The sequence below is a fragment of the Natrinema sp. CGMCC1.2065 genome, assembly GCF_051225675.1.
Lineage (GTDB): Archaea > Halobacteriota > Halobacteria > Halobacteriales > Natrialbaceae > Natrinema > Natrinema thermotolerans.
Genome location: NZ_JBPJSJ010000026.1, coordinates 1 through 13,011 on the forward strand (window position 1 = coordinate 1; position 13,011 = coordinate 13,011).

At 66.3% G+C, this 13,011-nt stretch carries 14 protein-coding genes; 3 read left to right on the plus strand and 11 right to left on the minus strand.

The features are described from left to right. From ACSBP4_RS18220 to ACSBP4_RS18265, 10 genes are all read right to left on the minus strand, one after another. Window positions 1-445 (minus strand): MFS transporter (locus ACSBP4_RS18220; protein WP_435553061.1); only part of this gene is annotated, 445 nt, incomplete at its 3' end. 48 nt (window positions 446-493) lie between these two features. Further along, window positions 494-1,474, minus strand: coding sequence for a 3-isopropylmalate dehydrogenase (leuB, locus tag ACSBP4_RS18225; protein ID WP_435553062.1), 981 nt, complete (start codon window positions 1,472-1,474; stop codon window positions 494-496). A gap of 92 nt (window positions 1,475-1,566) precedes the next feature. Beyond that, complete coding sequence (locus ACSBP4_RS18230) at window positions 1,567-2,481, minus strand: DMT family transporter (RefSeq protein ID WP_435553063.1); 915 nt, start codon at window positions 2,479-2,481, stop codon at window positions 1,567-1,569. Window positions 2,482-2,657: 176 nt separating this feature from the next. Further along, window positions 2,658-3,293, minus strand: a complete 636-nt coding sequence (gene leuD / locus ACSBP4_RS18235) for a 3-isopropylmalate dehydratase small subunit (protein ID WP_049966137.1) — start codon at window positions 3,291-3,293, stop codon at window positions 2,658-2,660. Beyond that, on the minus strand, window positions 3,293-4,717 hold the full coding sequence (leuC, locus tag ACSBP4_RS18240; RefSeq protein ID WP_435553064.1) for a 3-isopropylmalate dehydratase large subunit: 1,425 nt from the start codon (window positions 4,715-4,717) through the stop codon (window positions 3,293-3,295). Before leuC ends, leuD begins: the two co-directional genes overlap by 1 nt. Continuing rightward, a complete protein-coding gene (locus ACSBP4_RS18245) occupies window positions 4,714-4,992 on the minus strand; it encodes a hypothetical protein (RefSeq protein ID WP_006649619.1) in 279 nt (92 codons plus the stop codon). Before ACSBP4_RS18245 ends, leuC begins: the two co-directional genes overlap by 4 nt. Window positions 4,993-5,002: 10 nt before the next feature. After that, on the minus strand, window positions 5,003-6,049 hold the full coding sequence (ilvC, locus tag ACSBP4_RS18250) for a ketol-acid reductoisomerase (protein WP_049966138.1): 1,047 nt from the start codon (window positions 6,047-6,049) through the stop codon (window positions 5,003-5,005). Beyond that, a complete protein-coding gene (gene ilvN, locus ACSBP4_RS18255; RefSeq protein WP_049966139.1) occupies window positions 6,042-6,701 on the minus strand; it encodes an acetolactate synthase small subunit in 660 nt (219 codons plus the stop codon). Before ilvN ends, ilvC begins: the two co-directional genes overlap by 8 nt. Continuing rightward, complete coding sequence (gene ilvB, locus ACSBP4_RS18260) at window positions 6,698-8,512, minus strand: biosynthetic-type acetolactate synthase large subunit (RefSeq protein WP_435553065.1); 1,815 nt, start codon at window positions 8,510-8,512, stop codon at window positions 6,698-6,700. Before ilvB ends, ilvN begins: the two co-directional genes overlap by 4 nt. Window positions 8,513-8,829: 317 nt before the next feature. Continuing rightward, window positions 8,830-10,167, minus strand: a complete 1,338-nt coding sequence (locus ACSBP4_RS18265) for a LeuA family protein (protein ID WP_435553066.1) — start codon at window positions 10,165-10,167, stop codon at window positions 8,830-8,832. Window positions 10,168-10,496: 329 nt separating this feature from the next. On the opposite strand from ACSBP4_RS18265, the gene ACSBP4_RS18270 reads away from it, so the two are divergent. Together ACSBP4_RS18270 and ACSBP4_RS18275 are read left to right on the plus strand one after the other, a co-directional pair. Further along, entirely contained in the window at window positions 10,497-10,952 is a 456-nt protein-coding gene (locus ACSBP4_RS18270; RefSeq protein WP_006649615.1) for a ferritin-like domain-containing protein, read from the plus strand. 192 nt (window positions 10,953-11,144) lie between these two features. Next, window positions 11,145-11,435, plus strand: a complete 291-nt coding sequence (locus ACSBP4_RS18275; protein ID WP_006179899.1) for a DUF5779 family protein — start codon at window positions 11,145-11,147, stop codon at window positions 11,433-11,435. Between the two features lie 31 nt (window positions 11,436-11,466). On the opposite strand, the gene ACSBP4_RS18280 is transcribed toward ACSBP4_RS18275, so the two are convergent. Then, window positions 11,467-12,153 carry a VOC family protein gene (locus ACSBP4_RS18280; protein WP_049966141.1) on the minus strand — a complete coding sequence of 229 codons (687 nt, stop codon included), beginning with the start codon at window positions 12,151-12,153 and terminating at the stop codon, window positions 11,467-11,469. 124 nt (window positions 12,154-12,277) lie between these two features. On the opposite strand from ACSBP4_RS18280, the gene ACSBP4_RS18285 reads away from it, so the two are divergent. Further along, a complete protein-coding gene (locus ACSBP4_RS18285; protein WP_435553067.1) occupies window positions 12,278-12,961 on the plus strand; it encodes a hypothetical protein in 684 nt (227 codons plus the stop codon). Window positions 12,962-13,011 lie beyond the last annotated feature (50 nt).

Consider the following 13,011-nt stretch of genomic DNA (forward strand, 5'->3'; position numbering starts at 1 on the left):
CGAGCAGGGGCCCGGTCGCGACGCCGACGTTGCCCGCCGCGCCGTGATAGGCGAAGGCCGTCCCGCGTGCCTTCGCCCCGCGACTGAGCAGCGCGAGTCCGGCCGGGTGGTACAGGCTCGCCGCGACGCCCCACAGCAGCAGGCCGACCGTCAGGGCCGCGAGCGTCGGCGCGACGGCGACGACCGCGAACGCCGCGCCCATGCCGAGCAAGCAAGCTAGGACGAGCGCCTTGGAACTGATCCGGTCGGCAAGCAGACCGCTCGGGAGTGCGCCGACCCCGACCAGGGCGTAGCTCGCGCCGACGACGCCCCCCAGAATCGCCGGCGTCGTCGCAAAGGCCTCGAGCCAGATGGCGACGAAGATCGGAATCACCAGCTCGTAGGTGTGGAACGTGGCGTGGCCGAGCATGACGAAGGCCGTCACGGCCCGATCGTTCCGATCCATGCGGTGTTGGGCGACCCCGTGCTACTAAAAAACGGCGAGTGACCCCCGTTACAGGCGATCGATGATCGCCGCGGTCACGTCCTCGGTGGAGGCGTCACCGCCCAGATCCGGCGTTCGCGGGCCGTCTTCTAGCGTTGCCTCGACGGCCGTGTGGACCCGGTCGCTCTCGTCGTCGTAGCCCAGGTACTCGAGCAACATCGCCGCCGAGATGATCGTCGCTGCGGGGTTGGCGACGCCTTCACCGGCGATGTCGGGCGCGGTGCCGTGGACCGGCTCGAAGAGGGCGCGGTCGGGGCCGATGTTGGCCGAGGGCAGTAGGCCGAGGCCGCCGACCAGTCCCGCAGCGAGGTCGGAGAGGACGTCGCCCGCGAGGTTCGGACAGACGACGACGTCGAACTGTTCGGGGTCGAGACAGACCCGCGTTGCGAAGGCGTCCATCAGCACCTGATCGGTCTCGACGCCGTTCTCGTCGGCGACGCCTTTGACCGTATCGCGGAAGAGCCCGTCCGTCTCGCGCATGACGTTTGCCTTGTGGACGATCGAGAACCCGTCGTGGTCGTCGCCGGCGACGTAGTCACAGGCGAACTCGGCGAGCCGCTCCGACGCGGATTCCGTGACGACGCGGGTCAGCGTCGAGACGTCCTGTGTCAGTCGATCCTCGTGGCCCGCGTAGACGCCCTCGGTATTCTCCCGGAGGAAGATCAGGTCCGTCTCGGGGCGGACGGCGTCGATGCCGGGATACGCCTTCGCCGGGCGGACGTTGACGAACGAATCGACCGCCTCCCGGAGCGGCAGAATGACGTCCGCAGCGGTGTCGCCGGCCGCACCGAACAGCGTCGCGTCGGCCGACGCCGCCAGGTCATAGGTCTCCTGTGGCAGCGCCTCACCGGTCTCGTCTTTGACCGCGTCGCCGGCCTCGGCCTCGACGAACTCGAAGTCGGGCTCGAGGGCCTCGAGTACCTCGACGGCGGCCGGCGTTACTTCCTGTCCGATTCCGTCGCCCGGGATGACGGCGATCTCGTGTGTCATGCCCAATCATCGTCGCGGGGCCGAAAAGAGGGTATCGATACCGGTATCATGCCACTCGCGGCTCGAGCCGACTGTCCCGACCCACTCGCCAATCAGGGGCTTCCGACGCCCGTCGAGAACCCCACCGCGTCGGCGATCGCGCGCCGCTTGAGCAGGGCGAAGCCGACCGCGACCAGTCCGAAGCCGGCGACGGTCAGGATGCCAATCTCCTCGCCCAGCAGGACGACGCTCGCGATCGTCGCGACGATCGGGACCAGATAGCCGATCAGCGCCGCCTCGAACGCGCCGTGTTCCGCGAGGACACGGAAGTAGATCATGAAGGCGATCGCGGTCGCGAAGACCCCGAGATAGAGCAACGCGCCCATCGAGACGGGGCCGATCACGTCGGTGCTGGGAAGCTCGCCGACCGCGAGGCTGACCGCGTGCAAGACGAGGCCGCCGACGAGCATCGACCAGCCGACCAGCGGCAGTTGCTCGAGCGTCGGGCCGGCCCGCTGGATCAACACGCCACCGAGCGCGACGCTACAGACTTGCCCGACGATGAGCAACTTCGAGGCGGTATCGCCGGCGAGCAGGTTGGCCGGATCGGGCTGGATCACGAGGCCGACGCCCAGAAAGCCGATCGCCGCACCGACGGCTCCGAGCGGCGAGAGTCGCTCACCCAGTAGCGGAATGGCCCACAGCGCGGTGATGATCGGCACCAGCCCCTGCAAAATCGCAGCGACGCCGCTCGGCACCGTCTGCTGGCCGAGAAAGAGCAGGCCGTTGCCGGCGATGAGGAAGACGCCGCCGCCCGCGACCGCGAGCAGGTCGTTCCGTGCGGTCGGTCGCCACTTCTCGACCCGGACGACGGCCGCGGTCAACAACAGGACCGCCGCGATGTCGTACCGGGCGGCCGCAAAGAGCAGCGGCGGGAGATACTCGAGGCCGACCGAGATTGCCGGGAAGGAAAACCCCCAGAGAACGGCGAGTACCGCGAAAAGAGCGCCATCTAGATATCGAGTCATACCACGCCGTAGTCGACTGGAGCCGAAATATCTCGCGGTGTCAGTGGTTCCCTGCCGCTTTCAGTGTGATACCGTTTCTCGAGACGCGGCTCGAGGACGCGATGAGCGGGACGGCGAAACCGATCGAACGGTGGCTACAGGTCGAGAAACGGCGCGAAAACGAGTCGAGAACGGCGTTATTCCGCTCCGGGAATCGCCGCGTCGTCGACGTAGGGCAGTTCGCGAGCCGTCTCGCGGACCGCGCCGGCGTTTGACTTCATCAGCGCCGTCGTGTCCCAGACGCCCTCGACGAGGGCCTTGCGCTGGGCGTCGTCGACGGTGACGTCGATCGTCTCGTCTCCGTATGTGACTTCTTCGGCCTCGACGTCGATCTCGATCTCGCCGTCGGGGTTCGCGTCGACCCAGTCCTGCAGTTCCTCGATCGTCTCGCTGTCGGCCGTGACGGTCGGGATGCCGAGCGCCAGACAATTTCCGGCGAAGATCTCGGCGAAGCTCTCGCCGATGATCGCGTCGATGCCCCAGCGCATCAGCGCCTGCGGGGCGTGTTCGCGCGAGGAGCCACAGCCGAAGTTGCTGTTGACGACCATCACCGAGGAGTCCTGGAATCGGTCCTCGTTGAACGGGTGGTCCTTCTGGTCGTCGTCGTCGTCGAACCGCAGGTCGAAGAACGCGAACTCGCCCAGCCCGTCGAAGGTGACGACCTTCATGAAGCGGGCGGGGATGATCTGGTCGGTGTCGATGTCGTTGCCCCGGATCGGGATGCCTGACCCCGAAACCGCGTCGACTTCGGGGATTTCGACCTCGTCGCTCATTATGCCGTCACCTCCGTCTCCGGCAGCTCGCGAACGTCGGTCACTTCACCGGTGATCGCCGCCGTGGCGACCATCTGCGGGTTCATCAGGACGGTCCGGCCGTCCTTCGAGCCCTGTCGGCCGACGAAGTTCCGGTTCGAGGAGGAGGCACAGGCCTCGTCGCCCTCGAGCTGGTCCTCGTTCATCCCCAGACACATCGAACAGCCGGCATTGCGCCACTCGAAGCCGGCCTCCTCGAAGGTGTCTTTGAGGCCTTCCTCCTCGGCGGCTTTCTGGACGCGCTGGCTGCCGGGGACGACCATCGCGCGGACGTCGTCGGCGACCTCCCGTCCCTCGACGATCCGAGCGGCGCGTCGCAGGTCCGGCAGTCGGGCGTTCGTACAGGAGCCGAGGAAGGCCACGTCGATATTGTAGCCCTCCATCGTCTCGCCGGGCTCGACGCGCATGTGTTCCTGCGCGCGTCGGGCGGTATCCTGTTTCTCCGCGGGCAGCGATTCCGGCTCCGGGATCGGATCCGTGATACCGATCCCCTGGCCGGGCGTGGTGCCCCAGGTGACGACCGGCTCGAGTTCGTTCGCATCGATGTGGACGACGTCGTCGTAGTCGGCGTCCTCGTCGGAGCGGATCGACTCCCAGTAGGGTTTGAGTTCCTCGAAGCGCTCCGGATTCTCCTGGAAGTAGTCCGTCTCCTCGAGCCACTCGTAGGTGGTCTCGTCGGGGTTGACATAGCCCGCGCGAGCGCCGCCCTCGATGGACATGTTACAGATCGACATCCGCCCTTCCATCCCGAGGCTCTCGATGGCTTCGCCGGCGTACTCGTAGACGTAGCCGACGCCGCCCTCGGTACCGAGTCGGCGGATGATCTCGAGGATGATGTCCTTGGCTTCGACACCCTCGCCGAGTTCGCCGTCGACCTGGATCTTGCGGACCTTCTGTTTCTCCATGGCGACGGTCCCCGTCGCGAGGACGTCACGGATCTGAGAGGTCCCGATGCCGAAGGCGAGCGCGCCGAAGGCACCGTGGGTCGAGGTGTGGCTGTCGCCACAGACGATCGTCTTGCCGGGCTGGGTCAGTCCCTGCTCCGGGCCGATGACGTGGACGATCCCCTGATCGCCCGTCGTCGGGTCCGAGAACTCGATGCCCGCCTCGCGGACGTTTTCCTCGAGTTCGGCCATCATCTCCTCGGCTGCATCCTCCTCGTATGGGCGGGACTGGTCGGCCGTCGGGACGATGTGGTCGACCGTCGCGTGGGTCAGTTCGGGGTAGGCGACCTCGAGGTCGCGCTCGCGGAGCATCCCGAAGGCCTGCGGGCTCGTCACCTCGTGGATGAGGTGGAGCCCGACGAACAGCTGGTCCTGTCCGGTCGGCAGCGTGGTGACTTTGTGTCGATCCCAGACCTTGTCGTACAGTGTGCCCTCGCTCATTCCTCGTCCTCTACGGGCTGTGTTCGGCCGCGCTCGAAGACGCGGTTCGCGTCCGCGGCGTCCCCTGGCGGCGTGTGGTCGACGTCGCGCATCGTCTCTTTCGTGTCGGTCCGTTCGTCGGCCTCGTCAGTGTCGGCGGGTTCGGTCGCATCGGGTGTCCCACCGTCCGCTGCGACGATCGGGCCGCGGTTGAACAGGCGACCGGCCGTCTCCCCGGTGTAGGGGTTGGTGTGGCTGATCTCGGCTATCGTGTCCGTGTTGTCGTTTGCTGTCATGGGTTTGCTTTCAGTCGTCCGCCTGCACCTGGACGGACTCGTCTTCGGTGTCTTCCTCTGCCCACGCGAACAGGTCCCGCAGGCGCTCGCCGACCTGCTCGATCTCGTGGTTCTTCTCGGCCTCCCGGAGCTGGTTGTAGCTCGGGCGACCGGCCTGGTTCTCGAGGATCCACTCGCGGGTGAACTCGCCGTTCTGGATCTCCTCGAGGGTCTCCTCCATGTTCTCGCGAACGTTCTCGTCGACGATGCGGTCGCCACGGGAGAGGCCGCCGTACTCGGCGGTGTCGGACACGGAGTCCCACATCTCGGCGTGGCCACCTTCGTACATCAGGTCGACGATCAGTTTGAGTTCGTTGAGACACTCGAAGTAGGCGATCTCCGGCGAGTAGCCGGCGTCGACCAGCGTCTCGTAGCCGTGTTTGACCAGCGAGGTGACGCCGCCACAGAGGACGGCCTGCTCGCCGAAGAGGTCGGACTCGACCTCCTCCCGGAACGTCGTCTCGATGACGCCGGCGCGGGTACAGCCGATCCCTTTCGCGTACGCGAGGGCCCGTTCGTCCGCATCGCCCGTCGTGTCCTGATAGACCGCGAGCAGACCGGGCGTCCCCTCGTCGTTCTCGTAGTTGCGGCGGACGAGATGACCCGGGCTCTTGGGCGCGACCATCGTCACGTCGACGTCTTCCGGCGGCTCGATCTGGGCGTAGTGGATGTTCAGCCCGTGGGCGAACTGCAGCGTGTCGCCGGCCTCGAGGTTCGGCGCGATGGCGTTCTCGTAGACGTCCGCCTGAACGGTGTCGGGCACCAGCACGGAGACGTAGGAGGCCGCTGCGACCGCGTCGGCGGGCGTCTCGACCGTGAGGCCGTCGGCCTCGGCGGCCGAGCGCGAGGACGAACTCTCGCGAAGGCCGACGACCACGTCGACCCCGCTGTCGTGGAGGTTCAGCGCGTGGGCGTGGCCCTGGCTCCCGTAGCCCAGCACGGCCACGGTCTCGTCGTCGAGCGTCGATACGTCTGCATCATCGTCGTAGTAGATGTCGGTGGTGAATTCGTCAGTCATCGTCTGCTGTGTAGGGTTCGTCGTGGTTCGCCTCGTCGGCGGGCTGTGCCGTCGCGCCGGCCGTCCCTGTCGGGTCGGTTCCGCGGGCCAGCGCCGTCGTCCCGGTCCGGGAGATCTCCCGGATCCCGAACTGACTGAACGTCTCGATCGCGGCCTCGATCTTCTGGCGCGCACCGGTGACCTCGACCGTCGCCGTCTGCGGGCTCGAGTCGACGGTCTTGCCGCCGTACATCTCCGCGACGGCGGCGATCTGTGCGGGGTCGGCGGCGTCGACCTTGATCAGCGCGAGTTCCCGGCGCATGGCGTCGGGCTCGAGTTCGCGCACCGCGATGACCGGCACGAGCTTGCGCAGTTGCTTCTTGACCTGGTCGATGCCCGGATCCGGCTCCTCGACGACGATCGTCATCCGCGCGCGATCGTCGTCCTCGGTCGGCCCGACGGTGAGGCTCTCGATGTTGAACTGGCGGCGCGAGAACAGTCCCGAGACGTCCGAGAGGACGCCGGGCTCGTGTTCGACCAGCGCCGAGATGACGGTCCGACGGGGTTCGTGGGTCGCTTCGACCTCGGGGTCGATGCGGATGCCCTGCTTGTTGCGCCGTCCCGCGGGTGTCGGTCGGTCCTCCGGTGGTGGGCCCTCGAGTCCCTTCTTCATAGCTGGTCCTCCGTGAGTGCGAACTGGCCGTTGTCGCCGCCGCTTGGCACCATCGGGTAGACGTTGGCGTCGGGATCGATGTGGACGTCGATCACCGAGGGGCCGTCGTACGCGATGGCGTCCGCGACGGTGTCGGCGACGTCGTCGTAGTCGTCGATCCGGTACCCCTGCGCGCCGAAGGCCTCGGCGAGCTTGTCGAACTCGGGCATCCAGCCGTAGTCCGAGGCGGCGTGTCGGCCCTCGAAGAAGGCGTCCTGCCACTGGCGGACCATCCCGATGTACTCGTTGTTGAGGACGGCGACCGTGATATCGAGGTCCTCGCGGACCGCGACCGACAGTCCCTGCAGCGTCATCAGGAACGAGCCGTCGCCATCGATACAGACGACGTCTTGGTCGTCGTCGGCCGCCAGTCGCGCGCCGATCGCCGACGGCAGGCCATAGCCCATCGCACCGAGCCCGTGACTCGAGACCCAGGTGCGGGGCTCAGTGTAGGTCCAGTACTGGCAGGCCCACATCTGGTGTTGGCCGACGCCGGTCGTGACGATGGTGTCGTCGTCGGTGGCCTCGTCCAGGGCCTCGACGACGAACTCCGGCTGGACCGGCTTGTCCTTCGGCGCGTCGTAGGCCATCGAGTAGTCGGACTTCCACTGCTGGCACTGAGCGCGCCACTTTGTGGCTTCCGGCGAGTCGTCGACCGCCTCGTCTAACTGCTCGACGACGGTTTCGGCGTCGCCGATCAGCGGGTAGTCCGCGTGGATGTTCTTCGAGATCTCCGCGGGATCGATGTCGACGTGGATGACCTCCGCCTCGGGCGCGAAGGTCTCGATGCCGCCGGTCAGGCGGTCGTCGAACCGGGTACCGATCCCGATCAGGGTATCACAGTGGGAGATCGCCATGTTGGCGTAGCCAGTGCCGTGCATCCCCGCCATCTCGAGTGACAGCTCGTGGTCCTCGGGGAAGGCACCGATGCCGGGCATCGTGGTGATGACCGGGATCTCGTGTTCGATCGCGAACTCACGGCAGGCCTCGCTGGCTTCGCCCTTGATGACGCCCCCGCCCAGCAGGAGGGCGGGCCGTTCGGAGTTCTCGATCCGTTCCGCAGCGGCCGCGACGATCTCCTCGTCGGCCCGCTCTTGAACGTCGTAGGTGTCGGGCACTTTCGGTTCGTCGGGTTCGCGGTCGGTTTCGCCGTTGGTGACGTCTTTGGGCAGGTCGACCAGGGTCGGCCCCGGCCGGCCCTCACGGGCCAGCGCGAAGGCCTCGCTGACGTCGTTGCCGACGGTGTCGGAGCCGCTCGCGAAGGTGTTGTCCTTCGTGATCGGCGTCGTGACGCCGGTCGTATCGGTCTCCTGGAAGGCGTCGTTGCCGACGAACTCCGTCGGGACCTGTCCGGTCAGCGCAAGCATCGGATCCGAGTCCATGTCGGCGTCGGCGATGCCGGTCACGAGGTTGGTCGCACCCGGCCCCGACGTGGCCAGACAGACGCCCGGCTCGCCCGAGACGATGCCGTAGGCGTCGGCCGCGTGGGCCGCGCCCTGCTCGTGGGCCATCGTCACGTGGTAGATGTCCGAATCGTACAGCGCGTCGTAGACGGGCATGATCGCCCCGCCCTGTACGCCGAAGGCGTACTCGACGCCCGCGTTCTCCAACGCGCGGACGACGGCCTCGGCACCCGAGGTGACGGGATCGGTCGTCGTCTCGGTGCCGGCCGCCGGCTCCTCGGTGGCCGCATCGGGCGCGGCGCTGTCGGTGATCTGCTCGTCGTCCTGTTCTTCGTCGGTCGGTGTGACCTTTGCTGCGCGTTCGCTCATCGGTTGTCTCCCGCCGTTTGCTGGCGATCGAGTGGTGTACGGTAGTGTGTCATCTGGTGGGTCGCTGATCGCTCGAAGAACGATGCGGCGAATTCGGGTCTGAAGCGACGAAGTACTATATGAGGGGCTATACTGCCCCTACAATACGAATCGAACCGAACGCGCTGCTGTCGACCGCGTTGGCGGACATCGACAGGGAAGCGCGGACCGTCATTACTGTCTACGTAGCTCCCTCGAGGGACATAACCCTTACGAGTGTGCCCGATCGAACGCGACAGCCGCTGCTCGCGGCGGGTGGCAAACGGGGAGGACATCGCTCAGATCCGCACCTCCTCCTCGTTCCGGCGCTCGACGCCGGCCTCTTCGGCGAAGCGCTCTAAGTCGTCGACGGTGACTCGGCGCTTCTCGGCCCCGTAGTCTTTGACGCGGCGGGTGACCGCCTTGACCTGCTCGTCGGTGGGCTCGAAGCCGCGCTCGACGAGTCGCTCCCGGACCGAGTGGGTCCCGGTGTGTTTCCCCATGACCAGTCGGCGCTCGGCACCGACCATCTCGGGGGTCATGACGCCGGGTTCGAAGGTGTCGGAGTTCTCGATGACGCCGGCGGCGTGGATGCCGCTCTCGTGGGAGAAGGCGTTGGCACCGACGACGGGCTTGTTGCCCGGCGTGTCCATCCCGCTTTTCTCCTCGACGACGCTCGAGAGTTCGGTGATGCGCGTCGTGTCGATCCCGGTGTCGCACTGGTAGAGCGACTCGACGGCCATCACGTACTCCTCGTAAGCGGCGTTACCGGCCCGCTCGCCGATCGAGTTGACCGAGACCTGCGCCTGTGCCGCGCCGGCTTCGATGCCGGCCAGTGCGTTGGCGGTGGCCAGCCCGAAGTCGTCGTGGGTGTGGACGTCGACCCGCGCGTCCGTGTGGGCACAGACCTTCTCGATCATGGCCCGGAATCGGGTCGGTGTCGCGACCCCGCAGGTGTCGGGGATGTTGATCCAGTCGGTGCCTGCCTCGGTGACCGCTTCGATCACGTCGATCAGGTACTCCTCGTCGGTCCGGGTCGCATCCATCGGCGAGAACATGCAGGTCACGCCTGCCTCTTTGATGCGTTCGACCGACTCGACTGCGCGCTGTACGACTTCCTCCCGGGTGGCATGCATCGAGTCCTCGATCTGGACGTCGCTGGTGGAGACGAACGTATGCACCATCTCGACGCCGGAATCGAGGGCCGCTTCGATATCACCGTCGACGACGCGGGCTAAGCCACAGGTCGTCGAACTGGTTGCCGAAGCGATATCACGAACGGCTTCGAACTCCGCGTCGGAGTTGACGGGGAACCCGGCTTCGATAACGTGGGTCCCCATCTCGTCCAAGATGGACGCGATCTGCCGTTTGTCGTCGTAGGAAAACGATGTGCCGGGCGACTGTTCGCCGTCCCGGAGGGTCGTATCGAAGACACGTGCTGACTCTATTTCGTCAGTGGAATCTAACGTGCCCTGGAAGAACTCGACCCCCCTGACTGTTGTCAGAGGATGGGCTGTCTTGTGAAGACATTGTATCTCAACCCGAGGTGCGACGAGATATATAAAACTACCGCTGCGGGCGGAGTCGTCGGCGGACTGAACGTTCTCGATCGATCGTGAAGAATCGAAGAATCGCATGACGGCAGCGGCATATTATCGACATATATGACCTAGTATAGTATGTGGTATTCCGTCCGATCGGCCCGAACGAACCGCGATCGCCCCCGTTTCGTCGCCGATCGGGGCCGGTTCGTCGCTCGCAAGCGCTGGCGCGCGCTCCGCGGTGAACGTTCGGGCAGCCAGTATTGTGTTCGTCCCCGAACGTTAGATGTAGTCCCACAATAGGCGTAATAAGTGCGCGATCGTCCACTTTCATCCGACTCGTCGTCGATCCTCGAGGGCGGTCGTCGTGGCGGGCAGACGCGCGGATGAACACTTTATACCCTCTTGTGGTAGGGATCGTCGGCATGACGACCGACGAGATCACCGACCTGCTAACCGGCGCGTACATCGACGAATTCGAGACCGTGATGAACTACCAGACCAACGCGATCGTCCTCGATGGCATCCACGCCGAGGAGGTCAAGACGAGCCTCGAGGAGGACATTCAGGAGGAACTCGACCACGCCAGAATACTCGGCGAGCGGCTGAAACAGCTCGACGAGTCGCCGCCGGGCTCGGAGTCGTTCGAAGCCAACCAGCACAGCCTCCAGCCGCCCGAGGATACGACCGACGTCCAGTCGGTCATCGAGGGAGTCCTCGAGGCCGAAGCGGACGCCATCGAGACCTACCGGTCGCTGATCGAGGCCGCGACCGAGGCCAACGATCCCGTTACGGAGGACGTGGCGGTGACGATCCTCGCCGACGAGGAGGCCCACCGCACGGAGTTTCGCGGGTTCCAGAAGGAGTTCCCGATGGACTGAGTATGAGGTGATAACCGCGAGTGAACGAAGTGAGCGAGCGGGCCGACGACCGATGTGAAAGGCGCTCTTCGAGCGCCTGAAACGGAGGGAGGAGGCTTTTGATCGACCTTTTGCTCTGCGGGCCAGCAAAGCTGGCCCTCGGCAAAAGGTCGATGGCGAACGTTTTTCTCGTCGCGCTGCCATCCACGGCGCATGAGCGATTTCGACCTCGACCTCCGGACCGTCGAGGAACACATCGACGACGAACTCGAGATCGAGGGCAGCATCGTACTGGGCGTCCTCGACGGGGAAACCCCGGCCGAGGAGTGGCTCGAGACGATCTCGAAGGGGAACGTCCTCGTGTTGAACGTCGAGGGCGATGTCAACGAGCTGGCCGCGGGGTTCGCGCGGGACGTCAGGGAGGAGGGCGGCAACCTCGTTCACTTCCGGGGGTTCCTGCTGGTGACGCCGCCGGGCGTGGACGTAAGTACCGAGCGCCTCTGAGACTGTTCTCGAGACCACGTGGTCAGCCCACTCAGCCGCTGGTGAACGTCAGGACGTGCCCGTCCGGATCCCGGACGACGACCTCGTCATCCGCCTCGCGCTCGAGCGAGCCGGTCCGGTCCCGGACGGCGGCGAGTGCCGCGGCCGGCTCGTCGGTCTCGAACCCGAGGTCGACGTGGACGCCGCCGCGGGCGTCGGCGAGGCCGAGGTGGGGTTCCCACAGTTCCAGCGCCATCGGACCCTGCAGCCGCACACGCTTGCGGTCGTCGCCCTCGTCGACCGTCTCGAAGCCCAGGGCCTCGTAGAACCGGTGGGCGCGCTCGAGGTCGCGGACCTCGAGGACGACCTCGAAGAGCCCGTCGATGCCCGGCCCGGCCACGTCCTGTTGCCCGAGTTCGACGCAGTTGCCGTCGGGATCGTACAGATACAGCGATCGAGCGGGGCCGAACTGCGCTTCCTCGAGGTCGTAGCCCTCGCTCAGTCGCTCCCACCAGTCGTCGTACTCGGCGTCGGGAATCGAGAACGCGAAGTGGGTGTGGAGCCCGCCCCGCGGAATCCCGTCGGGCCGGCGACAGACGAGATCGGTGTCGCCGGCCGCGAAGACGACCTCGCGGGGGCCGCGCTCGCGCACGGTCAGTCCCAGTGTTTCCTCGTAGAACGCCGCTGCCGGCTCGAGGTACTTCGCCTCGAGCGCCAGCCAGGCCAGCCCGGATAGCATGGCCGACCGTACGGGCGACGGGCGCATAGAAGCGTCGCCGCGTTGCGCTTGGGCTGTCGACAACGACGGCCGTGTGAGACGGAGTTTACCGACGTTTATGCGTCGGTGGCCCATAACACACGACATGGGTTTTCGCGCCGACGAACGAGCGACGGAGTTCCGAGAGATCGACCGATTCGACGGCGGTATCGGCTGGATCGCTCACCCCGACGAACGGATGCAACGGGCCAGCCACGCCCTCGAGATCGACGGCGAGGTCTGGGTGATCGACCCGGTCGACGCCGAGGGGCTCGACGACCTCCTGGCCGAGTTCGGCGACGTGGCCGGCGTCGTCGTCGGACTGGACCGACACAAACGCGACGCCGCGACGATCGCGAACCGCCACGACGTTCCGGTTTACCTCCCGGAGTGGTTCAACGGCGTCACCGGCGACATCGACGCCGCGGTCGCCCGGTTCGACGACGAACTCTCCGACACCGGGCTCCGGGCGATCACCGTCGTCGACAACCGCTTCTGGCAGGAGGTGGCCCTCTATAATCCGGCCGACGGAACGCTCATGGTCCCCGAGTCGGTCGGATCCGTCGACTACTTCCTGACCGGCGACGAGACGCTCGGCGTCCATCCGGCCCTGCGGCTGAAACCGCCCCGGTCGGCGCTTCGCGGTGTCGCTCCCGAACGCGTTCTCGTCGGCCACGGTGCCGGCGTGATGGAGAACGCGGCGACCGTCCTCGAGGCCGCGCTCTCGAGATCGCGAAAACGGGCCCCGCGGCTGTACGCGGGGACCGCCTGGGAGATGTTGCCGTTCTGAACGAGGGTCACGTCGGGGAATACATCTAACTAGCAGCCCCCCATAGGACG

Coding starts and splice junctions, on each gene's coding strand:
- leuB (WP_435553062.1), bottom strand. CDS start 1,474: ATGACACACGAGATCGCCGTCATCCCGGGCGACGGAATCGGACAGGAA.
- ACSBP4_RS18230 (WP_435553063.1), bottom strand. CDS start 2,481: ATGACTCGATATCTAGATGGCGCTCTTTTCGCGGTACTCGCCGTTCTC.
- leuD (WP_049966137.1), bottom strand. CDS start 3,293: ATGAGCGACGAGGTCGAAATCCCCGAAGTCGACGCGGTTTCGGGGTCA.
- leuC (WP_435553064.1), bottom strand. CDS start 4,717: ATGAGCGAGGGCACACTGTACGACAAGGTCTGGGATCGACACAAAGTC.
- ACSBP4_RS18245 (WP_006649619.1), bottom strand. CDS start 4,992: ATGACAGCAAACGACAACACGGACACGATAGCCGAGATCAGCCACACC.
- ilvC (WP_049966138.1), bottom strand. CDS start 6,049: ATGACTGACGAATTCACCACCGACATCTACTACGACGATGATGCAGAC.
- ilvN (WP_049966139.1), bottom strand. CDS start 6,701: ATGAAGAAGGGACTCGAGGGCCCACCACCGGAGGACCGACCGACACCC.
- ilvB (WP_435553065.1), bottom strand. CDS start 8,512: ATGAGCGAACGCGCAGCAAAGGTCACACCGACCGACGAAGAACAGGAC.
- ACSBP4_RS18265 (WP_435553066.1), bottom strand. CDS start 10,167: ATGCGATTCTTCGATTCTTCACGATCGATCGAGAACGTTCAGTCCGCC.
- ACSBP4_RS18270 (WP_006649615.1), top strand. CDS start 10,497: ATGACGACCGACGAGATCACCGACCTGCTAACCGGCGCGTACATCGAC.
- ACSBP4_RS18275 (WP_006179899.1), top strand. CDS start 11,145: ATGAGCGATTTCGACCTCGACCTCCGGACCGTCGAGGAACACATCGAC.
- ACSBP4_RS18280 (WP_049966141.1), bottom strand. CDS start 12,153: ATGCTATCCGGGCTGGCCTGGCTGGCGCTCGAGGCGAAGTACCTCGAG.
- ACSBP4_RS18285 (WP_435553067.1), top strand. CDS start 12,278: ATGGGTTTTCGCGCCGACGAACGAGCGACGGAGTTCCGAGAGATCGAC.